At 62.0% G+C, this 23,656-nt stretch carries 24 protein-coding genes and 1 pseudogene; 15 read left to right on the top strand and 10 right to left on the bottom strand.

Annotation, left to right across the window (positions count from 1 at the left end):
• Positions 1 to 650: thiamine phosphate synthase (thiE, locus tag QT222_RS22935; RefSeq protein WP_491478475.1), on the bottom strand; the 650-nt coding region annotated here is incomplete at its 3' end.
• A 141-nt stretch (positions 651 to 791) separates the two neighbouring features.
• Here thiE and QT222_RS22930 point away from each other — a divergent pair.
• The 14 genes from QT222_RS22930 to QT222_RS22865 all read left to right on the top strand — a co-directional run bounded on the left by QT222_RS22930 (position 792) and on the right by QT222_RS22865 (position 13,531).
• On the top strand, positions 792 to 947 hold the full coding sequence (locus QT222_RS22930; protein ID WP_004060165.1) for an NADPH-dependent FMN reductase family protein: 156 nt from the start codon (positions 792 to 794) through the stop codon (positions 945 to 947).
• Positions 948 to 952: 5 nt separating this feature from the next.
• The gene (locus QT222_RS22925; RefSeq protein ID WP_004060166.1) at positions 953 to 1,765 is read left to right on the top strand and encodes a hypothetical protein; all 813 of its coding nucleotides are present in this window, start codon (positions 953 to 955) and stop codon (positions 1,763 to 1,765) included.
• Positions 1,766 to 1,855: 90 nt separating this feature from the next.
• The gene (locus QT222_RS22920; protein WP_491478474.1) at positions 1,856 to 5,005 is read left to right on the top strand and encodes an FAD-binding and (Fe-S)-binding domain-containing protein; all 3,150 of its coding nucleotides are present in this window, start codon (positions 1,856 to 1,858) and stop codon (positions 5,003 to 5,005) included.
• Between the two features lie 150 nt (positions 5,006 to 5,155).
• Positions 5,156 to 6,292 (top strand): pyridoxal-phosphate-dependent aminotransferase family protein, encoded by a 1,137-nt coding sequence (locus QT222_RS22915; RefSeq protein WP_491478481.1) that lies wholly within the window; start codon positions 5,156 to 5,158, stop codon positions 6,290 to 6,292.
• 180 nt (positions 6,293 to 6,472) lie between these two features.
• Positions 6,473 to 7,048: a hypothetical protein gene (locus QT222_RS22910; protein WP_004060169.1), complete on the top strand. Its 576-nt coding sequence runs from the start codon at positions 6,473 to 6,475 to the stop codon at positions 7,046 to 7,048.
• Positions 7,049 to 7,210: 162 nt separating this feature from the next.
• Entirely contained in the window at positions 7,211 to 8,491 is a 1,281-nt protein-coding gene (hisD, locus tag QT222_RS22905) for a histidinol dehydrogenase (RefSeq protein ID WP_491478480.1), read from the top strand.
• An 87-nt stretch (positions 8,492 to 8,578) separates the two neighbouring features.
• On the top strand, positions 8,579 to 8,944 hold the full coding sequence (locus QT222_RS22900; protein ID WP_004060171.1) for a HesB/IscA family protein: 366 nt from the start codon (positions 8,579 to 8,581) through the stop codon (positions 8,942 to 8,944).
• A gap of 39 nt (positions 8,945 to 8,983) precedes the next feature.
• Complete coding sequence (locus tag QT222_RS22895; RefSeq protein WP_004060172.1) at positions 8,984 to 9,232, top strand: DUF5816 domain-containing protein; 249 nt, start codon at positions 8,984 to 8,986, stop codon at positions 9,230 to 9,232.
• Between the two features lie 87 nt (positions 9,233 to 9,319).
• Entirely contained in the window at positions 9,320 to 9,664 is a 345-nt protein-coding gene (locus tag QT222_RS22890) for a DUF7116 family protein (protein WP_014732548.1), read from the top strand.
• Between the two features lie 76 nt (positions 9,665 to 9,740).
• Positions 9,741 to 10,478: a hypothetical protein gene (locus QT222_RS22885; RefSeq protein WP_491478473.1), complete on the top strand. Its 738-nt coding sequence runs from the start codon at positions 9,741 to 9,743 to the stop codon at positions 10,476 to 10,478.
• Positions 10,475 to 11,140, top strand: coding sequence for a DUF2238 domain-containing protein (locus QT222_RS22880; protein ID WP_491478472.1), 666 nt, complete (start codon positions 10,475 to 10,477; stop codon positions 11,138 to 11,140). Before QT222_RS22885 ends, QT222_RS22880 begins: the two co-directional genes overlap by 4 nt.
• Before the next feature lie 133 nt (positions 11,141 to 11,273).
• On the top strand, positions 11,274 to 11,480 hold the full coding sequence (locus tag QT222_RS22875) for a dodecin (protein WP_004060176.1): 207 nt from the start codon (positions 11,274 to 11,276) through the stop codon (positions 11,478 to 11,480).
• 147 nt (positions 11,481 to 11,627) lie between these two features.
• Positions 11,628 to 13,007, top strand: a complete 1,380-nt coding sequence (locus tag QT222_RS22870; RefSeq protein WP_491478471.1) for a bifunctional metallophosphatase/5'-nucleotidase — start codon at positions 11,628 to 11,630, stop codon at positions 13,005 to 13,007.
• Between the two features lie 116 nt (positions 13,008 to 13,123).
• Complete coding sequence (locus QT222_RS22865) at positions 13,124 to 13,531, top strand: universal stress protein (protein ID WP_004060178.1); 408 nt, start codon at positions 13,124 to 13,126, stop codon at positions 13,529 to 13,531.
• 17 nt (positions 13,532 to 13,548) lie between these two features.
• Here the strand turns inward: QT222_RS22865 and QT222_RS22860 are convergent, their stop codons facing one another.
• On the bottom strand, positions 13,549 to 14,622 hold the full coding sequence (locus QT222_RS22860; RefSeq protein ID WP_491478470.1) for a mechanosensitive ion channel family protein: 1,074 nt from the start codon (positions 14,620 to 14,622) through the stop codon (positions 13,549 to 13,551).
• 327 nt (positions 14,623 to 14,949) lie between these two features.
• Here QT222_RS22860 and trmB point away from each other — a divergent pair, with 327 nt between their 5' ends.
• Positions 14,950 to 16,011 carry an HTH-type sugar sensing transcriptional regulator TrmB gene (gene trmB / locus QT222_RS22855; RefSeq protein ID WP_004060180.1) on the top strand — a complete coding sequence of 354 codons (1,062 nt, stop codon included), beginning with the start codon at positions 14,950 to 14,952 and terminating at the stop codon, positions 16,009 to 16,011.
• 39 nt (positions 16,012 to 16,050) lie between these two features.
• Here the strand turns inward: trmB and QT222_RS22850 are convergent, their stop codons facing one another.
• From QT222_RS22850 to QT222_RS22815, 8 genes and pseudogenes are all read right to left on the bottom strand, one after another.
• On the bottom strand, positions 16,051 to 16,848 hold the full coding sequence (locus tag QT222_RS22850; RefSeq protein WP_004060181.1) for a DUF8054 domain-containing protein: 798 nt from the start codon (positions 16,846 to 16,848) through the stop codon (positions 16,051 to 16,053).
• A 77-nt stretch (positions 16,849 to 16,925) separates the two neighbouring features.
• Positions 16,926 to 18,014, bottom strand: a complete 1,089-nt coding sequence (locus QT222_RS22845; RefSeq protein ID WP_491478469.1) for a Gfo/Idh/MocA family protein — start codon at positions 18,012 to 18,014, stop codon at positions 16,926 to 16,928.
• Between the two features lie 119 nt (positions 18,015 to 18,133).
• On the bottom strand, positions 18,134 to 18,337 hold the full coding sequence (locus QT222_RS22840; protein ID WP_004060183.1) for a DUF8005 family protein: 204 nt from the start codon (positions 18,335 to 18,337) through the stop codon (positions 18,134 to 18,136).
• A gap of 157 nt (positions 18,338 to 18,494) precedes the next feature.
• Positions 18,495 to 19,682 (bottom strand): ABC transporter ATP-binding protein, encoded by a 1,188-nt coding sequence (locus QT222_RS22835; RefSeq protein ID WP_491478468.1) that lies wholly within the window; start codon positions 19,680 to 19,682, stop codon positions 18,495 to 18,497.
• Between the two features lie 2 nt (positions 19,683 to 19,684).
• Positions 19,685 to 20,644, bottom strand: coding sequence for a carbohydrate ABC transporter permease (locus QT222_RS22830; RefSeq protein WP_004060185.1), 960 nt, complete (start codon positions 20,642 to 20,644; stop codon positions 19,685 to 19,687).
• A 1-nt stretch (position 20,645) separates the two neighbouring features.
• The gene (locus QT222_RS22825; protein ID WP_491478479.1) at positions 20,646 to 21,593 is read right to left on the bottom strand and encodes a carbohydrate ABC transporter permease; all 948 of its coding nucleotides are present in this window, start codon (positions 21,591 to 21,593) and stop codon (positions 20,646 to 20,648) included.
• Between the two features lie 126 nt (positions 21,594 to 21,719).
• Positions 21,720 to 23,255 (bottom strand): substrate-binding domain-containing protein, encoded by a 1,536-nt coding sequence (locus tag QT222_RS22820; protein ID WP_491478467.1) that lies wholly within the window; start codon positions 23,253 to 23,255, stop codon positions 21,720 to 21,722.
• 238 nt (positions 23,256 to 23,493) lie between these two features.
• Positions 23,494 to 23,643 (bottom strand): annotated as a pseudogene (locus QT222_RS22815) (aldo/keto reductase); the annotation flags it as partial.
• Between the last annotated feature and the right edge of the window lie 13 nt (positions 23,644 to 23,656).

Here is a 23,656-nt window from a genome sequence, read left to right as displayed (position 1 = left end):
CCTGATCCTCGGGGGCCCCTCCGTCCGGCGCCGCGGGTCGCATGCCGACGTGCTGGGCTTTCTGGATCGCCTGCGGCGGTGATGGCGGAGACGACAGCGACGCCATCGGCTCCAGCGGCGACGACATCGGCGGCGTTCGACGGCGTGATGCCGCCAATGCCGACGAGCGGAATCGAGACGGCGTCGGCGACCGCGGAAACTCGCTTGACGCCGATTTCGGACTGGTCGGGGTCAGTCTGCTTCGTTGTCGTCGAAAAGACGGCACCCACGCCGAGGTAGTCCGCACCCGCTTCTTCGGCGGCCTTCGCGCCTGCGACGGTCGAAACCGACCGACCGATGATGGTGTCTGCGCCGAGTTGCTCGCGCGCGACGGAGACGGGAACGTCGTCGTCGCCGAGGTGGACGCCGTCGGCGTCGATTGCAGCGGCGATATCGACTCGGTCGTTGACGACGAGCGAGACGCCCGCATCGGCCGTCACGTCCCGAACTTCACACCCGGTTTCGTATCGCTCGCGGGCGCTTGCGTGCTTCTCGCGGAGCTGGACAACATCGACGCCCCCATCAACTGCGGCCTGCACCACGTCGAGCGTCGTCCGACCGTTGGAGAGGTCAGACTGCGTGACGAGGTAGGTGTCTATCGGGGTATTCATTAGTTGTATTCGGTAGTGGTTCGCAGGTCCCCAAAATAGTTCCTACTGGGGCATCCACGATTCGGCTCCGTTTCCCGCGGTTTGAGAGCCTGTCTTCAGGGTTATGCTGTAAGCGAACGAATAGGAAGATGGTGGGAACAGATGGATTCACTCCTGATTGCCTACGGTACACGAGAGGGACGGACTGCGAAGATAGCCGACCGAATCGCGACGCTGCTCGAAGCGGGCGGGCACGAGACGGTGACAATCTCAGTCGACGACGGTGGGGACGACGCTTCGACAGAGACCAGTGGGTGAGTCCGATGAAACGCCGCACACTGGGCATCGTTGTCGTCGTCGTCCTGCTCGTCGTCGCCGCTATCGGCGGCGGTCTCTGGGCGTTTGGCCGACTCTCGTTTCTCGACTCCTACGGGAGTCAGTACGACTACAGCGTCCGTATCTCGGCGGACGAGCAGATTTCCAACGTGACGATTCTCGTCCCACTTCCTGTCGCTAACAACTCGTCTCCAATCGGCGATACCGTCGAATCGCGGGAGTATCTCGTCCCCGAAACGTGGACCTACGACGTGGTAGAGACGCAGTACGGCCCGATGCTTCGGGTTCGAGCGGACGAGATACCCGCCGAACCGACCTACCACCGAGCAGTCGTAGAGAACGACCGACTCGTCCGCTGGGAGCAGATTCCCGAACGCGAGTACAGCCGAAACGACTCCGATACGCTCCGCGTCGAACACGATGCGGTAGACCTCAACGCCGACGCGACGGTAAACCGCTCTATCGACACGCGGTCTCCCGAGGGAGCTGAACCGCTCTTCCACCCGCGTGCTAACTCGCAGCGAGTCCCGTGCGAGTGGCCCCGCGAAGACGACGAGACGCGGTGCTACTCGTACGACACGATGCTGTTCCTGCAGTACGACGGTCCGGAGACGACCAACGTCTCCGTGAACGTCGAACTCTACGGAACAAACTCGTGGTGGGTCGGCGGGTGGAACTACAACGAGTACAGCGACCGAATCCACGCCTACGATATCCCTGCTGACCGACAGGGCTGGGTCGTCGTCGACGGCGAACTCCAGACGGGCGCGGGGAACTATCCGCGGAACCCGCCGCAGTAACTCGGCGAGGAATTGCCATCTCTCCCTTCTGGTGGCAAAGATGGCGGCTCGCACACACACTTTTGCTATTCTAAACAATTATATATGATAATGGTTGGCGACGACTCTTCGTGGCCGAATCGCGCCACGACGGCGGTTGACGAAGGGGACTTGAGCGACTTCCGGCGATTTCAGGAGTCACGTGACTACGAGGTATCCGACGTAGCGGCCCACGCCGAGTTGGCGTCCGACTTGCGCGACGCCGTCGAGGGCGAGGTTCGATTCGACGAGTACACGCAGGTCTTGTACGCCACAGACGGGTCGATTTACCGCGCCCGTCCGGCGGGAGTGGTCATCCCCCGCGACCCCGACGACGTTCGGGCGGCGGTCGAAATCGCCGCGGCGCACGACGTTCCGATTCTTCCGCGCGGGGCGGGGTCGTCGCTGGCGGGGCAGACAGTCGGTCCCGGCTGTGTCGTCCTCGACTTCTCGAAGTATATGGACGATATCGTCGCGGTCGACCCCGAGAATCGACGGGCGACGGTTCAACCCGGCGTGGTTCAGGACGACCTCGACGACCGTCTCTCGGCACACGGCCTGAAGTTCGCACCCGACCCCGCGTCCTCGAATCGAGCGACAATCGGCGGTGGCATCGGCAACAACTCGACCGGGGCACACTCGGTCCGCTACGGCATCACCGACGCCTACACCGAGGAGTTGCGCGTCGTACTCGCCGATGGGTCGCTCGTGCACACCCGCGACGTGGTCGTCGGAAGCGACGAGTGGGACGACATCGTGGCGAAAGACGACCGCGAGGCCGAAATCTATCGGACCGTAGTCCGACTGGTCGAAGAGAACGAAACCGAAATCGAACAGCGGTATCCCGAGCTCAAGCGCTGTGTCTCCGGCTACAACCTCCACAAAGTCGTCTTCGAGAACGACGACGGTGAAACGGTCGTCAACCTCTCGAAACTGTTCGTCGGCGCGGAGGGCACACTCGGCGTCGTCGTCGAAGCCACCGTGTCGCTCGTGACGGTGCCCGAAGAGACGGCACTCGTGCTCTACGCCTACGACGACCTCCTCGACGCGATGACGGCGGTTCCCGACGCGCTCGACTTCGACGCGAGCGCCGTCGAACTCATGGACGACGAGGTGTTCAGGATGGCCGCCGAGTCGAGCGAATACGCCCAGTACGTCGAGGGGATTCCCGACGGGACGGCTGCGACGCTGATGCTGGAGTTCGATTCCGAACTCCACGACGACTTCGAGGCGGTGATTCAGGCGGCCAACGACCACTTCCTGCGGTCGGAGTTGGAGGCGGAGGCGGAGTCGAAAGCGGAGGCGAAGTCGAAAGCGGAAGCGGACGACGGCAGGGCGTTCGACGCCATCGAAGCCTACACCGACGAGGCGCAGGCGAACCTCTGGAAACTCCGGAAGGCGGCGATTCCGCTGCTCATGTCCTTGCAGGGCGACCCGAAGCCGTACCCCTTCATCGAGGACGCGAGCGTTCCGCCGGAAGAACTCGCGGAGTACGTGCAGTCGTTCGAGGATGTACTGGCGGACCACGGAACATCGGCGGCGTACTTCGCCCACGCCGGGGCCGGGACGCTTCACATTCGACCCATTCTGAACCTGAAAGACCGAGACGGCATCGAGACGATGCGGTCGATAACCGACGACGTGACCGACCTCGTATTGGAACACCACGGGGCGTTCTCCGGCGAGCACGGCGACGGTCTCGCCAGAACCGAGTGGAATCCGAAGATGTACGGCCCGGCGCTCTGGGACGCGTTCAAGCAGGTAAAATCGGCGTTCGACCCCGACTGGCGCATGAATCCGGGGAAGGTCGTCTACCGCAGCGATGACCCGACCGACATGCGCGAGAACCTGCGGTACGGCGCGTCGTACGCCTCGCTCGAACCGGCGACGACGCTCGATTTCGAGGACGAAGGCGGCTTCTCGCACCTCGTGGAGCTGTGCAACGGCTGTGGAACGTGTCGCCAGACCGGGTCGGAGACGATGTGCCCGACGTACCGGGCATCCAAGGACGAGACGGAGACGACTCGCGGCAGGGCGAACATGTTGCGGGCGGCCATCAGCGGCGACCTTCCCGAAGAAGAACTCTACACCGAACGGTTCCAAGAGGAGATTCTCGGCCTCTGTATCGGGTGTAAGGGATGCAAGAACGACTGTCCGACCGGCGTCGACCTCGCGAAACTCAAAGCCGAGGTGAAACACAAGCATCACGCCGAAGCAGGCGCGTCGATTCGGGAACGACTATTCGCCAACATCGACCGGTTTGCACGACTCGGGAGCGTACTGGCACCCGTTTCGAACTGGGCCGCTGAACTGCCGGGTGCGCGGGACGCGATGGACCGCCTCGTCGGCATCGCGTCCGACCGAGAACTACCGTCGTTCACCAGCAACACGCTCGAACAGTGGATGAAATTCCGCGAAGCCACCGTCTCGCAGGCCGAGGCGACACATCGCGTCCTCCTGTTCCCGGACACGTACACGAACTACGTCACGCCCGAAATCGGCAAAGCCGCGGTGCGGACACTGGAGGCGGCGGGCGTCCACGTCCGACTCGCCGAGAACGTCCATCCGAGCGGGCGAGCCGCCTACTCCGGCGGATTTCTCGACCTCGCGCGGAAGCGCGCGGGACACAACGTCGAGGCGCTCCGTCCATTCGTCGAAGACGGCTGGTCCGTGGTCTTCACCGAGCCGTCCGACGTGGTGATGTTCCAAGACGAGTACGACGACCTCCTGCCGAACGAGGCCGTCGCCCCGGTCGGAGCGGCAGCCTACGGCGTCATGGAGTTCATCGACGTGTACCGACTCGACGAGGAACTCCCCATTCGCGGCCGCGAATCGACCGGTTTGGGGTCTGTGGGAACCGCCGGAACCGCCGTCGCCGACGGCGGCGACCTCGGGTCGCTGACGTACCACGGCCACTGCAACCAGAAGGCGCTGAACAAGGACCACCACGCCGTGGGCGTCCTCCGGCGCGTCGGCTACGACGTGGACCCGCTCGATTCGGGGTGCTGCGGAATGGCTGGAAGCTTCGGCTACGAATCCGAACACTACGACCTCTCGAAGGCAATCGGCCGCATCCTGTTCGAGAAAGTAGACGAGAGCGACGGCGACACCGTCGTCGCACCCGGTGCATCGTGTCGGTCGCAACTCGCCGACCGGGAGCGTGAGGGAGTGCACCGGCCAGCCCACCCGATAGAGAAGGTCGCAGAGGCGTTGGCCGGCTAAGACGCTCTACCGGCTCTAGTCACAAGACCGACCGCTCTCCGAACGTCCTTCCGCAATCACATTTCTTTTGGTCCACTACGTGGCACGTCACACAAGACCATGACAGACGCACCCGATGTCGGCGAACTCACCCCGCCGAATCGAACCCTGATGGGTCCCGGACCGAGCGACGCCCACCCGCGCGTCCTCCGAGCGATGTCGACGCCGCTCGTCGGCCATCTCGACCCGTCGTTCATCGACATCATGAACGAGGTGCAGGACCTCATGCGCTACACGTTCCGCACCGATAACCAGTGGACGATACCGGTGTCCGGGACCGGGTCGGCGTCGATGGAGGCAGCCATCGGCAACCTCGTCGAACCGGGTGATACGGTGCTCGTCCCCACGAACGGATATTTCGGCGGTCGCATGGAGTCGATGGCCGAACGCGCCGGCGGCAACGTCGTCCACGTCGACGCGCCGTGGGGCGAACCGCTCGACTCCGCCGACGTGCAGGCGGCCTTCGACGAATACCAACCGGACGTGTTCGGGTTCGTCCACGCCGAAACGTCGACCGGCGTCAAGCAACCGAGCGTCCCCGAACTGACGGGCATCGCTCACGACCACGACGCCCTCGTCATCGCGGACTGTGTGACTTCGCTCGGCGGCGTCGAACTCGAAGTCGACGACTGGGGTATCGACGTCGCCTACGCTGGGCCGCAGAAGTGTCTCTCCTGTCCGCCGGGTGCGAGTCCGCTCACGCTCAACGACCGCGCGATGGACAAGGTTCTGTCGCGTGAGGACCCACCACGCTCGTGGTATCTCGACCTCTCGCTACTCGAAGGCTACTGGGGCGACGACCGGTCGTACCACCATACTGCGCCCATCACCAACGTCTACGCGATTCGCGAGGCGCTCAGGTTGGTCGCCGAGGAGGGTATCGAAAACCGGTGGGACCGCCACCGCCGCGTCGCGGGCGCACTGAAAGCGGCCGTCGAAGCGATGGGTCTCGGGCTGAATCCCGAAGACGAGTACTGGCTGCCGAGTCTCAACGCGGTACTCGTCCCCGACGGGGTCCACGCAGGTGAGGCAATCGACTACGTCCTCGAACAGTACGACCTCGAAATCGCCGGCGGTCTCGGCGCGCTCGCGGGCGACATCTTCCGTATCGGCTGTATGGGCTACTCCGCCCAGCCCGAGAACGTTTCGTTCCTCATAACAGCCCTCGGCGAGGCGCTGGAGGCGCAGGGTGCCGATGTAGACGCGGACGCCGGGTTCGCGGCAATGCACGACGAACTTGCCGAGTAGGGTTTGACCAACCGCGACGGTGGGGCCGCAGTACTCACGGGGTGGCACAGACTGCCCCGGTCCAATTTCGGGTTAGCCACTGCCAAACCGAAGCGAGACAAACGAGTATCAGAGAAATTGGGCTAAAATGGCGTGAACTAATTCACTACTTCATGATGTTCTGGAACGTCAATACATACAATGAAGCGACGCAGCGTGGTTGTTGTATTGGTCGTTGTACTCGCAGTCGGTGGGGTCGGTATCGCACTCGGTACCGGGTTCGGTCCCGAGTCGGGGGACAAAGACGCATCCAGTAGTGACTTCCCCACGCAGACGCCAACACCGACGCAGATGTCGTCTCCGACACCAAGCGAAGACGAGAAAAGTGATTCGACGGAAGATGCGCCCACATCGGGCGAGTCAACTCCAGAACCGCCGTTCGTATTCCAGATAGACGAAATCGAGAAGTGCGGACAGACGTGCCGCGACGTGACGAGTACGCTGGTCAATCAACAGGACGCAGACGCCACCGGCGTTACCGTCTACAGTCGTATCTTCGTCGGCAACAGCACCGATGCGGACGACGAAATTTGGCGCGGAAGCGAGGAGGTCGGAAACCTGCCTGCTGGTGAGTCCTACTCGACGACGAGGCGCGTCAAACTCTCGCTCTCGGAGGCGTTTGCGGTGCAGCAAGCTGACGGATGGATTACGATTCAGACGACCATCGAAACCGACGAGCAGACGCTTACATACTCGGAGCGCCGGGACGTTATCTGATTGCGGGCATCATCCGAGATTTGGTTGCGGTCGTCATCCGATATTTGATTGCGGGCATCATCCGAGATTTGGTTGCAGACGCGAGCGACGTTTGAGCGCCGAAAAGTGGCCCACCGCTTCCGCAACGACTTTTCGCGCCGACGCTAAAGCCCGGGTATGAACATCGAGGTTCGCGAACTGGCCGACCTCGGCCCCGACGCTCGCCGCGCCTTCTTCGAACGAGACGCCGGCGTCGGCGACGTTCGCTCCGACGTACGCGACATCGTCGAACGAGTCCGCAGGGAGGGCGACGTTGCGCTCCGGGACTACTCCCGCGAGTTCGACGACGTCGAAGTCGGCAACATCGACGTGAGCGACGCGGCCGAACGCGCCTACGACGAAATCGACGACGACGTGCGCGAAGCTATCGAGACGGCGGCGGCGAACATCCGCGAATTCCACGAGCGACAGGTCCCCGAAGACTGGCGCGAGGACTTCGGCGCTTCCGGCACGCGCGAACTCGGGCGACGCTACCGCCCCCTTGACCGCGTCGGCGTCTACGCACCCGGCGGTACCGCAGCCTACCCGTCCAGCGTTCTCATGGGTGTCATCCCCGCCAAAGTCGCGGGCGTCGAGCACGTCGCGGTCGCCACGCCGCCCGCCGACACGATGAACCCCGTCACCCTCGCTGCAATGCACGTCGCGGGTGCTGACGCGGTGTACTCTGTTGGTGGCGCACAAGGCATCGCCGCTCTCGCCTACGGCACGGAGACCGTGAAGGCCGTCCAGAAGGTCGTCGGCCCGGGCAACAAGTGGGTTACGGCTGCGAAGGCCGAGGTTCGCGGCGACGTTGACATCGACTTCCTCGCCGGTCCCTCCGAGGTACTCGTCGTCGCCGACGAGACCGCAGAGGTGCGATTCGTCGCGGCCGACCTCGTCGCACAGGCCGAACACGACCCGAACGCTTCCGTGGTCGCCGTCACCGACGACGCCGACCTCGCCACAGAAATCGTCGAGGAGGTCGAGCGACAGGCCGCAGAGCGCGAACGCACCGAGACCATCGAGGCAGCGCTGGAGAACGACGCTTCGGGCGTGCTCGTCGCCCGCTCGATGTCCGAAGCGGTGCTCTTCGCCGAAGAGTACGCCGCAGAGCACCTGTCGATTCAGGCCGACGATGACGAAGCTCTCCTCGACCGTATCGACTCGGCCGGAAGCGTCTTCCTCGGTCCGTACACCCCAGTCGCCGCGGGCGACTACGCCTCCGGAACGAACCACGTGCTACCGACTGGTGCCGGTGCGAAGCAACAGGGCGGACTCTCGGTGGACCACTTCGTCCGCTCGACAACTGTCCAGCGACTCGACCAGGAGGCGCTTTCGGGCCTCTCAGAGACGGTTACGACGCTCGCCGAAGCGGAAGGACTCGACGCGCACGCACAGAGCGTCCGCGAACGGTTCGAGGAGTAAGGGTCGGAAACGGCACGACCGTCGTCGCGGCAGCAGCTTTTTTCACCCGGCGGCACAGTTAACCGTTCCCACAGTATAACGGGTAGTATGAGTACCGAATCCGCGACTGGCAGCGACGAGGCGGCCGTCACGGTTACGCCCGAGGCCGCGGACGAAGCCATCTCGCTCCTCGAAGGAGAGTCGATGGACACCGACGTGGCTGGTCTCCGCCTGTTCGTCCAGCAGGGCGGCTGCGCCGGTTTGTCGTATGGGATGCGGTTCGATGGCGAACCGGAAGACGACGACACCGTCGTCGAACAACACGGCCTCCGCGTGTTCGTCGACCCGGCGAGTATGAACTACATCGGCGGCGCGACGCTCGACTACGAGGGCGGCCTGCAAGGGGCAGGTTTCAACGTCGAGAACCCGAACGCATCGAGCAGTTGCGGCTGTGGCGAATCCTTCCGCACATAGGTCCAATTTCTTAAGCCACCTGCTTCCCAACCGGGTGCTATGACCCAACTCCAGTCACAGACTGTACCGGGTGGGAAAACTGTGTTCGTCGCGAGCAACGAATTCGACCGCGGGTCGAAAGGCCCGTTCTACGTCGTGTACTCGACCGATAGCGCCGAGTCCCGATGGGGCTACCGCTGTGGGAACTGCGATTCGTTCGACACCGCGATGGACACGATGGGTCGCGTCGAATGCAACGAGTGTGGAAACGTCCGGAAACCAGACGAGTGGGACGCCGCCCACGAATAGTATCGCCGCAAAAGCAACACATTCGCAGTCATTGGTACGGTATATCGTGACAATCTTTATCACAGGTGCGGGTGTACGTTGACCTGCATGGCCCAGGCTTCGATGCCTCCTGTTCAGGAGGCTCGGTCGATATTCGGTCAGCTCGGCTACACCGTCTCGGGCGACGGTCCCGATATGCTGGCTGAACGCAAGTGGCGTACGGTCCAAGTGACCGCACTGAGTTCGCGCGAAGCGACCAATTGCCGTCCGGCGTTTACAGACGGCGGAACCGAGACACAGTACCGGCTCCGCTGTTTCGTGACGTGGGACGACCACATTAGCGCGCTTCGAGAGCGACTTCGCGGTATCGACCTTCCGTACGAATGGGCAATTATCGGCGTCTCCGACAACGGAGGTGACGACTACGAGGTCGTCCGGGGCACGAACACGTGACTCGGGTCGGCCTGCACAGCTTATAATCACAGACACGCGCCCAAACGTTTTCTCAGCCCGTCGCTAACGGACGGGCATGACACGGACCACGCAGACGGGGCTCCGTCGATTCGTCCGTAGCAGACGACTCAATGCAGCGCTCGCGTGGCTGTTCGTCGGCTTTCTCACAGCGGTCGCTATCGGGAGTGTCGTCACCGGCGGCGACCTCGTGTGGGGCGGCTTCGCCGCGGGTGTCGCCGTCCTGACCGTCGTCCCCGCCGTTGCGTTTCGTGAGCCACAGGCGATGCTTCCGTGGGAAGTCATCGCGCTGGCTTCGTTTCCGCTCGTCGCCCGGGTTCTCGTTCGAGGCCAGACCATCGGCGGCGTGATGTTCACGGGCCGCGTTTCGACCTATCTCGCGGTCGCCGCGGTCGCACTCATCGTCGCGGTCGAGTTGGACGTGTTCACACCCGTCCGGATGAACTACTCGTTTGCTATCGTCTTCGTCGTCATCGCCACGATGGCCGCGGCGGGCGTCTGGGCGGTCGTACAGTGGCTCTCAGATATCTATCTCGGAACGGAATTGCTGTTCAACGGGCGGAGCGACGATGTCATCGAGACAGGTCTGATGTGGGATTTCGTCGCCGCCACGGTCGCCGGGCTCGTCGCCGGATTACTGTTCGAGCACTACTTCCGCCGCCGGGCGGGGTCGCGAGAACGCCTCCCCAACGAAGTCGCAGAAGTCGGGGAGACCCAAGAGTCGGATGGGAGCCAAGTGACGAGGAGAGAAGAACTGAGTGAAGCCCTGGAACTGGAGGACGGTGACCTGCCGTGAAGGTTCGAACGAGGCTCCACATCGACGAACGGCGACAGCAACAGCTCTCACGAGCCATGCAGATAATTCTCATCGGTCTCATCTTCATCGGCCTTGACCGGCCAAACTTCGGTATCGTCGTCAACGCCTCGGTCAGCCTCGGTGTGACGTACCTCCCAGCACTACTCGAACGCGACTACCGCATTCCCATGGATGCGGGCCTGACGCTTTGGATATCCTCCGCGGCGTTTTTCCACGCCCTCGGGACCGTTGGCGTTCCCGGCACGGAGACGAGTTTCTACGCAGGCATCTGGTGGTGGGACCACTTCACGCACGCACTGTCGTCTTCTGTTGTCGCCGCCGCTGGCTACGCGACCGTCCGCGCGGTCGACGAACACACGACTGCCATCTACCTCCCGCCCAGATTTATGTTCGTCTTTATCCTGCTTTTCGTCCTCGCGTTCGGAGTCTTCTGGGAAGTCATCGAATTCGCCATCTCGGGGGTCGCCGCGCTCACCGGAGCAGGGTCCGTCCTGACGCAGTACGGACTCGAAGACACACTCTTGGACCTCGTGTTCGACGCTATCGGCGGCGTCGTCGTCGCCATCTGGGGAACGGCTCACCTTACTGATGTGGTCGGGGCGCTTCAACAACGACTTGAGAAGGCCACCCGCGAAGGGTGATTTCCGTCTTCCGAGCTGCTGACCTCGTAGTCGAGTGTTTATAGACGCTCGTCTACGGTGTACCGGAACCGCGATGCTGTATCGTGAGATTGGGGACGATTATTTGTGATAGTACGACGAATGGTCAGCCGAGATGGTGTTTAAGAAAATCACCCTCATCGGTCGGAGTAACGAGAGTTTCGACGCGGCAGTCGACGACGCCATCGACCGAGCGGAGGAGACGCTCGCCGGCGTCCACTGGGTCGAAGTGGAAGAACTCGGCGTCGAAGTCGCGTCCGTCGAGACACGAGAGTACCAAGCCGAGGTTATCGTCGCGTTCGAACTCGAAGCAGAAGAATAGACGAGCGTCACACTGCGGCGGAGTGAGGCGAGTCGGGGTGGTGCACCCACCACCGTCCCGACCCGTTCTTCCGTCCGCATCAACCCCTCTCCGTCGTGTTGTCCCGACGGCTTCTTGTCCACTCAGACCCCCACATTCGAGAAGCGAATGCCTCGTCTCCTCCACTACTCCGATATCGAGAACGTCTTCGACGACCCCCTGCGTGCTGGTCGGCTCGCCGGGTGCGTCTCCGCCCTCGACGACGACCACACGCTCGTCGTCGGCAGTGGCGACAACACCTCACCGGGCGTTCTGTCACTCATCGAACGCGGTGGGCAGGCGCTCGACTTTTATCACGCCGTCGACGCCGACTTCGAGACGTTCGGCAACCACGACTTCGATTACGGTCCTACTCGGACCCGCGAACTCGTCTCCGCGAGTCGTCCCACGTGGGTTACGAGCAACGTCTACGACGAAACCGCCGACCGGTTCGGTGCCGCCGAAGGGACCGTCCCGTGGGCCACCGCAGCGGTCGGCGGACTGACGCTCGGGTTCTTTGGCGTCACCGACCCCGCGACGGAGTCGACCAACCCCGAAGCGGTCGACCTCACGTTCACCGACCCCTACGAAGCGGCCGCCGACGCCATCGCTGCACTCCGCGAAGAGGGCGCGGATGCGGTCGTCGCGCTCTCGCACCTCGGCAGCGGCGACGACGAACTCGCCCGCCGCTGCGATGTCGACCTCGTTCTCGGTGGGCACGTCCACGCCGAACGAGACGATGTCGTCGACGGCGTTCCTATTGTCCGACCCGGAGCCAACGGCCACGTCGTCTGGGAAGTCCGACTCGACGACGAACGAATCGAGACGGTTCGACACAGAACGTCCGAGTACCGGGGCGACGAATCGCTCGTCGAGGCACTTCACGGGCGCGTCGACGCCGCCGGTCTCGACGAAGTGCTCTGCAGAATCGACCAACCGATGGACCGTACCGAAGAGACCGTCGCCGCGGGCGAGTGTCGCGTCGGAAACGCCATTGCGGACGCCTACCGGTGGGCCACCGGGGCCGACGTGGGACTCCAGAATAGCGGCGGCATTCGCTCGGGTCCACCCGTCGGACCCGACGTGACCCACGCCGATATCGTGAGTCTCGTCCCCTTCGAAGAACACCTCGTGGTCGCCGAAGTGACCGGCGAGGAACTTCTGGACGTGTTCAACGATGCCCGTGGGTCCGCGATGGGCTTCGGCGAACCCGAGTGGTGGCACGCCCAGATAAGCGGCGCGCGAATCGTCTGGGACGACGACCGGGACGAAGTCGTCGAAGCCTTCGTCGACGGCGACCCAATCGACTCCGAGGCGCTCTACACGGTTGCGACGAGTGACTATCTGCTTCACAGTTCCGTCGAATTCTCGGCGCTCACGCGGGCGCACCGCGCCGGCGAGTTCGAGATTCAACACGACGCGGTGGCGCGGTACGCCCGCGAAGTCGGCTTCGACGCCGAAATCGAAGGCCGAATCGAACGTCGGTCGAGCGCCCACACAGAGGACTGACTCGTGCTGTGGTCCCACCGCAACGGCAGCGACTTCATCCAAGACAGAGACAGTGACCGAGGCGAACCCATCCGCGAAGGAAAGGTTCACGCACGCGTAGCGAGTGGGTCCCGAGTATGACACGGGTCGTAGTGCCGGTCCGGTATCCGCTCTCGAAGCACTCCCGGGCGACACTCGAAGAGGCGATTCGAGTTGCGAGAGAGCGCGACGCCGAGTTGACGGTGCTGCACGTCGACCTCTACCAGTCGAACCGCGGCGTGACGCGGACGGAACTCAAGCGGGCGGTCGAACGCGAGTTCGGCCCGCTCGTCCGCGCCCGATACGTCGTCCGCCACGGGTTCCTCGTCGAGGAGACGATTCTCGAAGAGGTGGCCGCCGAAGAAGCGGACATCGTCGTCATCGGGTCGAAACAGGCGAGTCGATGGCGAAAGATGCTCCGTCGGTTCCTCGACGACCCCGATATCGACGTGTACCTCCGCGAGAAACTCGACTGTACGGTTATCACTGTCCGCGCCGACTCCTGAGTATCGCTCGAATCAAGTTACTCGTCTGCTTCGTCATCCGCTGCTTCTACCGAGTCGGTCCGTCCAGTCGGTGGCGACGCAACCGTGTGACGGTGGTCTTCGGGACCGTCGCCACCGGAGACCCGAACTGCCCCGCTCGTGTCGTCGAAGACGAGGTGCGTGTGCGGGTACGCGAACTCGACGTTCGCGTCGGAGTCTTCGAGGTGAGACCACAACCTCGTCTGGACCTCGGACTGAATCTTGAGCATCTTGTACGGTTTCAGCGCCCAGTAGCGGAGTCGCAGGAGGACGCCGTTATCCGCGTACGATTCGATATACGCGGTTGGCTTCGCCGGATACCGGGCGCTCCCGATGCGGATGTCCGGACCGCCTTCGATAACTGCCTCGCAGTCGCGGGCGGCGCGTTCGACGAGGTCGCGGGCGGCCGCGATATCGGATTCGTAGGTGACGAGCACGTCGAGCGTCAGGCGCGTCCGCTCGTCTTCGGCGGAGTAGTTGGTAACGTCGCGCTCGCGGATGTTCGAATTCGGCATGACCAGAAAGGTGTTGTCGAGGGTGAACACCTTCGTGTAGCGCAGGTTGATTTCCTCGACGAACCCGCGGGTCCCGTTGTCGAGTTCGATCATGTCGCCGATTTCGTAGGGCTGGTCCGCGAGGACGAATACGCCGTTGATGATGCTCCCGACGATGGGAGCGAGCACGATACCGAGAACGGCAGAAAACACCGTCACCGAGAGGACGATGTTGCCCAGTTCGAAACCGAGAATACCCGCGGCGACGCCGCCACCCGTGAGGATAATGGATAGGCGGACGAATCTGAGAATCGTCTGTGCGACGCTCTGGCGGCGGAAGTGTCGGGCGACCGGCCGACCGAGTAGGCGAACGACGTACTTCGAGAGACCGACTGACAATCCGAGAACGAGAGCGGCCAAGACGAGTTGCCATCCGGGGAACACCAGATACTCGGGGACGAAGTCCGGCGGTTTCATCGCCCCGGACTGAAGCGCGACGAAAACGGGATGTGTCCCGTCGGCCAGCAACGTCCCGGTGACAACATCCCGCATGCTGACGACCCCCTCGACTCCGTCCATGGAAATCGCAACGGGAAGGGTCGAAAAAAGGGTTGCCACTGCGGGAATTCAGGTCGCAGTGAACGGCTACGTATTGGTACTCCGAACAGGAAGTTGCCACACAGAGACTAGACCACGGATGCGACGGCCTCGTCGAGCGACTCCGCAAGCGCAAACCGGAACTACCAGATACTCCGGGGATATGTAAGCGGTATATAGAGACGAATTCTGCTCGGCGTGGCTCCGGCTACCGCTTCCACGCGTCTCCAACTATACCACCTATTTTCGGAATTCTGTGCTACTCGGTTTTCAGTAAATGTTTTAGGTGATGACGTACACGTCACGACCATGGCTGACGAACTGCGACTCACCATGGAGCGAGTCGGTGAGCGCTTCAACCTCGGCGAGTACGAAATCGACGCGTACCTTGCCGTCCTCGAACACGGACAGTTGACGGCGAGCGAAATCGCCGACCGAACCAGTATCCCGCAACCTCGGGTGTACGACACGGTTCGAAGCCTCTCCGACCGCGGACTCGTCGAACTCCGCGAGTCGCGCCCCATGAAAATCGTCGCGGTCGACCCGGACGACGCCTTCTCGAACGTCAAGACCTCGCTGGAGGAACTCATCGAGGAACTGGAAGCGCGCTACACCGCCCCCGCCCGAGACACCGAGGCAGTCTCGCTCGTCAAGTCGCGGTCGACCATCCTGCGCTACATCGAGGAGATTATCGAGGCGGCCGAGTACGAACTCGTGCTCTCTTTGACGCCGGACCTGCTCCGTCGCTTCCGCGACGACCTCGCGGCGGCCATCGACAGCGGCGTCAGCATCGACCTCCTGATTACGCCCGCCTCCCGCGCACCCGACCCGGACGAGTTCAACTACCTCGACGTGGCGACCATCGCCCGCGCCCGCCGCGGTATCACCTCGCCCGTCCTCGCGGTTGCCGACGGCGAGTACTCAATCTACGCGACGCAGGACGCGCTCCGCGACGACCGCGACCGCTACGGCGTCATCTTCAACCGCTCCGCGCTCGGCTTCCTCGTGAGCGGCTTCTTCGGGACCGTCCTCTGGAGTACCGCCGAAACCATCGTCGCGAACGGCAAGCGCCGTCCCTTCCCGCGCCGCTACGCCTCGATTCGCCGCGCCGTCAAGGACATCCGCGAAATCGAAGGTGACTTCTACGCTTCCATCTCCGGCCGCGACGTGGAAACGGGCGATGCCATCGTCGTCGAGGGCCGCGTCATCGAGACGGCCTTCGAGGACACAGAAGAAGTCGCGTCGCTTCACATCGAGACTGACGAAGGCGTCGTCGAAGTCGGCGGCCTCGTCGCCGCGCTCGAAGACGTAGAAGGACAGGAGATTCTGCTCGGCCGCGACGAAGTTCCGGACCGCGACCAGTTCGCCTAACTCGGGAACTCGACACTGGCGGAAACGGCGAACCACTCACTATTCTTCGCGGAACTCGTAGACGACCGCACCGCAGTCCACACAGCCGAGTATCTCGTGTTCCGGTGAGTCGTGGAGACCTGCCGTCCCGCCGCAACAGTTGCGCGTCGTCGTCTCTTCGACGACGCCGCCGCACTCGGGACACACTTCGGTGAACATCCGCATCGGTTCGGTCGCGGCGAGTGCGACCATCGGGTCGACATCGCGTTCGACGACGGTGTCGAGCGTCGCCACGTCAGCGATTGCTTGCGGGCGCGAGAGCCACACCGACATGGCCGGCCCCTCGATTGCGAGGCCACCAAAATCGGGCGTCACCGTCGCTTCGAACGGAACCGCACTCGCAACGGCGTCGGCCAATTCTTCGTCCGAGGCCGTTCGGAGCGTCGCCATCGCTGATTCCCACTCCTCGCGGGCCTCGTCGGTCAGGAACAGTCCGTCGGGTTCTTCCACGAGAACACCGGCGTTCAGGAGCGTCGAGAGCATCACGTCGGGGTCGACGTTGGCGTCGAGCGAGTCAGACTGGCGTGCGGCGGCGTCGTCCTCCCTGTGGCCGAAGATGCCGTCGAGACCGACCGCCGAGACGAGCTTCGGCGCGAACGAGGGGGTTCCGGGGACGACGTAGCCGCGCAGGTAGACGAGTAGTGTTCCGACGGCGATGACGACGGCCCCGATGGGGGGCCATAGGACGCCAAGCGCCAGACCGACGAGGACGACGAGAACTGCGTTGACCGCGGTACACGGGAGACATCGATTCTCGCCGGTGTGTTCTGGTCGCCTGAGTGCGTCGAAGACGGACATACTGGAAGAATTGGGGTGGGTGTGTTTCGCTGTTTGGGAGGAAGCGCTGTTTTCGGGATGGTGGCGCTGTGTAGAGGTTAGTTCACGGGCGGCGTTTCGAGCGTATCGAGGCGGACCGATTGACCCTCCTCGGACGAACGATAGATGGCGTCGATGACGCGCTGGACGGCAAGGCCCTGTTCGACCGTGTTTCGACCGGGATGTTCGCCCGCCGCGACTGCGTCGAGGAAGACCTGCTGTTCGGTCTTGTGGGTGTCGTTGGCTTGCGTGTCGATATCGGCGGTCGAAAGGTGGTTTCCGCCGCCGACGCCGCCCTCGTAGAACTGGAGTTCGTGACTCGCGCGGTCGAACCGGACGCCGCCCTCAGTACCGCGGAGGAAGAACTCGTCGTTGGTCGGGCGATTCGTCGCCCACGCGACTTCGAGGGAGATGGTCGTGCCCTCGTCAGTGCGGATGAACGCGCTGGCGGAGTCGTCCACGTCGAAGCCTTCCGGCCCGACGTCGTCGCCCCACATCTCGACGAAGGTGTAGTCGTCGCGGTCACCGAACTCGGAGCGAGTGATACCGGAGACTTCGACGACTTCAGGGAAGTCGAGGAAGTAGAGCGCGAGGTCGATTGCGTGGACACCGATGTCGATAAGCGAACCGCCACCGGCGATGTCCTTCGGGGTGAACCACGAACCGCGACCGGGGATACCGCGTCGTCGGGCGTGGTTGGCTTCCACGTGGGTGATGTCGCCGAAACGGCCAGTCGCGCGGTGGTGACGGATAACGTCGACCGGGTTGGCAAAGCGGTTGTTGAACCCGACCATACAGAAGCCGTCCGCCCGTTCAGAAGCGGCGGCGATGCGCTCGGCAGACTCCAGCGAGTGTGCGAGCGGCTTTTCGAGTAAGACGTCGAGTCCCGCATCGAGTGCGGCGACGGCGTACTCCTCGTGGAAGCGATTCGGTGTCGTGATGACGACGGCGTCGACCTCCGCGAACAGTTCTTCTTTCTCCTCGTAGGTGTTCACGTCGTACTTCTCTGCGAACCGACGGCGCGCGTCCGCCTGAATGTCGAGACCGCCGACGAGGGTCGCACCGAGGTCGACTAACCGGTCTGCGTGGTGGTGTCCGATGTTTCCGAGTCCGATGATACCGACCCGGGCCGATGACGCTGTACTCATGAGATAATTATTAACTACTACTGGTGTTAAGTTTCACGTTCTTTGGCCTGATTTACCAGAACCGACAAGAGGCGGCAGGAATCGTGGCCGTCGTTGGCGGCCAGTGGGAGTGTCTCGTCTTAGTAGAGTTGCTCCTCGCGTTCCTGACGCTCTTTTTCGCGTTTCTGTTCTTCCTTAAGGCGTCGCCGTCCGCGGAGGTACTGCCGCCCTTTTGGGATGAACTTGTTCTTCAGGTCGAGAACGAACGAGACGATTCCGTACGCCCAGAAGAAGAACAGAACCGTCATCCCGACGAGGTAGAACAAGCCGATTTCGGTAACCATGGTGTGTGAGTGTGGGGTTTGGAAGGTGGTTGGTCGTTCGAAAGGTGTTGTGCGTGTTCGGTAGGTGGTTGGTCGTTCGAAAGGTGTTGTGTGGTAGGTGGCGTATCGTGAGGCTTGGAGGTGTTACGTGGTCGACGGCGGATGGTCGAATCCAGACTCAGTCGTCGCTTTCGGCCTCCGTGCCGGGCGCGCCGCTTGCCTGGATACCGCTTTCGATGCCGTGGCTGATTGCCTTTCCAGTCTCCGTATCGAAGAGGTGGACCCGCGAACGGTCGAGGACGACCGTGACGTCCTCGTCATCTTCGATGTCCGCGTCGGGAGCGACGCTCATCAGCAGTTGGTCGTTGATGACGCCGGTTGTGTCTTCGAGGTCGGCGTGAGCCTCCTCGGAGAGCTTCAGGTAGACGAAGATTTCGTCGCCCATCGGCTCCAACACGTCCGTCATCGCGTCGATTTGGTGGCTGGGGTTCGACACGAGGCCCTGGTCTTCGAGGAGGTACACGTCCTCGGGGCGGATACCCATCGTCACGTCGGTTCCGACCTCGACCCCCAGCTTCGCGGGGTCGAACTCGACGCTGATGTACGTCGATTCGAATCCGTATTCGGTGACTTCACCGTCGAGGAAGTTCATCGAGGGCGACCCGATGAACCCGGCGACGAACAGGTTCTCGGGTTCGTTGTAGCAGACCAGCGGTGGGTCAATCTGCTGGAGTTGTCCCGAATCGATAACTGCGATGCGGTCAGACATCGTCATCGCCTCCGCCTGGTCGTGTGTGACGTAGATGATGGTCGTGTCCAGTTCCTTGTGCAGGCGCTGGAGTTCGGTCCGCATGTGGACGCGAAGTTTCGCGTCGAGGTTCGCGAGCGGTTCGTCCATGAGGAACACGCCGGGGTTTCGGACGATTGCGCGGGCGATAGCGACGCGCTGGCGCTGACCGCCGGACATCTCGTCGGGCATGCGTTCGAGCATTCCTTCGAGTTGGACGACATCCGCGGCGCGTTCGACGCGGTGTTGAATCTCCTCTTTGTCGTAGTTGCGGAGTCGAAGTCCGAAGGAGATGTTGTCGTATACGTTCATGTGCGGGAACAGCGCGATGTTCTGGAACACCATCGCCACTCCGCGGTCCTTCGGTGGGAGATTCGTGACCTCGCGGTCGCCGATGAAGACCTTCCCTTCCGAGGGGATGGTCAACCCGGCAATCATCTCCATCGTCGTCGACTTCCCACACCCCGACGGACCGACGAGGCAGATGAATTCACCATCCTCGATTTCGAGGTTCATGTCGTCGACCGCCGTTACGTCGCCGTAGTGCTTGCTTACGTGTTCGAGTTTAACGTCTCCCATAGTTACTCCTTCAGTGCTCCTGCAGTCAGTCCACTCACGATACGTTCCTGCGCAATTATGACAAGGATGGCCACGGGTAAGACCCCCACGATGGAGGCGGCGGCCATCAGGTTGAACGGGGTGTCGAACTGGCCCTGATATTTCAGAATACCAGCGACGATAGGTGCCCACGAGGAGGCTTCACCGTTGTTCATCAAGAACGAGAAGAAGAACTCGTTGTACACCGAGATGAACGTGAGTACTCCCGCAGTAGCCACGCCAGGTGCCGAAAGCGGCACGATGACGCGGAAAAGCGCCCCGAGACGAGTCGTTCCTTCAACCCGCGCCGCATCTTCCAACCCGTCGGGAATCTGCCCGTAGAAGGTTGTAAGGATGAAGATGGAAAGCGGCAGGAACAACGCGCTGAACGGGAACACCATCGGTGCCGGCGTGTTGAACAGGTCCGGCGTCGAGATGGTTACCGTGCCGATGCTAATGGCGGTGTTTCCGGTGAACAGTTCGAAAAGCGGGAGGAGGAACGCCGCTGGCGGGAAGTACGAGATGGCGAGAATGCCGAGCATCAGTAGGCTCTTCCCGGGGAAGCGGAGGCGTCCGAAGACGTAGCCCGCGAGGCTTGCGATGAGCAACACGAGTACGGTCGTCGTGATACCGAGCACGAAGCTATTGAACATGTACCAGTGGAACGGTACCCGTTCGAACATCGTGATGAACACCTCGGGGTTGAACCCCTTCGGGGCCAGTCCCATGTCGGTGATGAGGCGATTCGGTGTGAGCGCCAAGACGAGGAGCCAGTAGAACGGGAAGAGTGTCGTGACGAGGAAGAACACCGTTGCGACGTAGAACATCGCGCGGTAGACTCTGTCGGGGTTTTTGATAGCCGTGTTGACCCACCGACCGAGCGGTCCTCGTTTTATCTCTGCGTCTTCGGCGCCGAGACCGATTTCCGGGTTTTCGTCGGGCATGTTAGATTCCCTCACTGGCGAAGTTCACGATGTATACGGAGACCACGATGGCGATGATACCGGCGGTGACGAACGCCACTGTCGCCGAGGTCCCGTACAGCGGTGCGTTGAACGTGGTGACGACGAGACACGACAACGACGGGACGGTCTGACATCCCGCCATCGTCTCGATGATACCGTAAACTCGCATCGCGTCGATGGTGCGGAACAGCATCGCAACCAATACCGTCGGCAGGATGAGCGGGAAGGTGATGAGCTTGAACTGCTGCCAACGCGACGCGCCAGCGACCTTCGCCACGTCGTACAGCGAGCGGTCGATGCTCTGCATCCCGGCGAGGATGAGAAGCGCCATGAACGCCGAAGTCTTCCACACGTCAGCCACGATGATGAGGAACAACGCGTCTGCGGTGTCGCGCAGCGGTGTCGTTCCGATGAGACCGAGTTGGTTCATGATGGCCGGATTGTCGCTCGTGCCGACGAGGAACCCGATGTTCGGCTGGAACATCAGGAACCAAATCATCCCCTGAATGACGATGGGCACAGCCCACGGGATGATGATAGCAACGCGGACCCATCTCCGACCGCGGAAGTCCTGGTCCAAAATGAGCGCCTGACCGAAGCCGATGAGCGTTTCGAAGAGCACGCTGAACACGGTGAAGATGAGCGTCACCATCAGCGCGCTCGAATAAATGTCTGTTACGAACGGGAATTCTGTCGTGAATGTCGGGAGGAAGGCCGATGGGAGCGCAAAGTCTCGCGCGCCAGTAAACAGGTCGACGTAGTTCTGCAACCCGACGAACTCACCAAGTCGTGCGGCCCCCGTTAGCTGGTCGGCGAAAAGCGACATGCTGAACGTCGACACGAGCGGGTAGACCGCAATTACCCCTAACAGGATGAGTGCGGGTGCGAGAAGCAGGTACGCGAACTGCGTCTCCGAGAGCGTCTCCATCCAGTTGACGACCGACGAATACGGGCCGCTTCGCTGGGTCTCGGAAAGCGCCTCCCCAGATTGTTGTTCTGTTGCCATGGCAAATGTTAACGTATATTTTTAGTGCGTCGCGGTAAAGACGTTGCTCTACGCATTCTGCTCGGTTTGTTCCAGCTGTGAGGCGAGGTCGGACATCGCCTGCTCGGGCGTCTTCTCCCGGGCCATCGCGTTGTTGACCTCCTGAGCGATTTTCCCGGACTGCTGAGGCCAGACGACGGTAACTGGACGCGGAATGGCGTTTTCTCCGGCGACCTTTAGGGCGTCGAGGTAGCGACCGATGATAGGCACCTGTTTCGCTTGCTCGGAGTCGAGAAGCGACGGTCGGGGCGGAATCCAGCCGATAATCTCGAAGAGGTCGAGCTGGAACTGCTCGTCTTGCATCGTCTTCAGCACCTGCACTGCTGCCTGCTTTTTCTTGTCCGTGGCGTTCGGGTTCATCGTCATGTGCCAGCCACCGAGGGCTGCGACCGGGCCACCAGTACCCTCGTACTTGGCGTTCTCGGGTGTGATGCCGTACGGAATCGGCATGACACCGAGGTCTTCACCGAATCCGGTCTGGTCGTTTTCTGCCGACGGCTCGGCACCGTTGATGACGATGGAGTACGGCCAGTTGCGGTGCATGACGGCGTCGCCACCGGTGAACGGTTTGCGCGACGGTTCTTCGGTCCACTGGAGAACGGCTTCGGGCGAAACCTTGCCCGTGATACCGTCGAGCGAGTGCTCGTCATCCTCGCCGTGGATGAGCGTGCGGACCATTCGAATGGCGTCGAGTACGGGTTCTTCTTCGACTGTGATGGGACGGTCGCCGACGGGGCCGAAGAGGTTGTCTCGGCCGCCGAAGTACGCGCCGCCGTACGAGGTCATGAACTCGTTGAAGTCACAGCACGACAGACCCTCGTAGACGTTTGCCTGGAACGTGTAGCCGTGCTTGACATCGTTGGCGTCGAGTGCTTCCTTCGTAACCTTCGAGAATTCCGCCCAAGACATGGATTCGGTCGCCCACGTCTCGAAATCGGCGTCAGTGTAGCCCGCATTCCGGAGCAGGTCCTTGCGATACTGCATCGTCGGGAAGTCCGGGAAGAGCGGTTGCCCGTAGAGGTCGCCGTCTGTCCCTTTCGCCGTCGAGACGCTGGCCTGGAAGTATTCATCTTCGATGGTTGACACCATCTCACTCGGGAGCGACTTCGAGAAATTCTGTAGGAGGTTGCGGGCGATAAACGGAATCGTCCACCCACTGTCCATCATGAGAAGCGTTGGTTCCGAACGGTCACCACCGAGCCACTGCTGGTACTGCGCCTGACGGTTGTCCGTCACCTGCGACCCGGCGATGATTTCGACGGTGATGTTTTCCGGGAGACCGGCATCCCGGAGCGCTTGAAATACTTCCTCCTTTGCGTTTCCGACGCGAGTGTCGGCGGCCCACTGGACCGTGATGTCTTCTGTGGGTGCTTCAGTGTTAATCGGCGTATCAGTGTCCGCTCCACCACCACCGTTTCCACCCCCTCCATCTGTGCTAATACAACCGGCGAGTCCGACGGCGACGCCCGATGCGCCGGCAGCCTTTACGAAACTGCGGCGAGAGACGCCAGTTCGCTTACTCGTGTGAGAGTCAATATCAACCATTACAGTTTGTAATCTACAATCAATGATTATTTATAGTTTTGGTGCTGGCCACTACCGCTGTTGTAGTAAATTACTTGTCAATATTACCGGCAGTCCGGACTTCAGTCAATCCACCGATTTATAATTATTATTGAATATGTTTGTCCTATAATGTATTAGTCTTTACCCGGCACCGGCCCTGCGGCGTCTTCGGCGCTTCGATACGTGCCATCTCGTCGTCGGTCAGGTCGATTTCGAGTGCACCGAGGTTCTCGTCGAGGAGTTCGAGACTCGCCTCACGGTCGTTCATCATCCAGTCCGCGCCGGACCCGAAGTTCATACAGCCGAGACAAAGTCGTGAGACTTCTAGACCGGTCGTTCAGAGCCGTGTGTACGACATCTCAGACATGTCTAGGTGTTAG

Source organism: Haloferax sp. s1, assembly GCF_058382125.1.
Note: the sequence above shows the minus strand (reverse complement) of the source record. Positions and strands in the feature narration are given on the sequence as shown.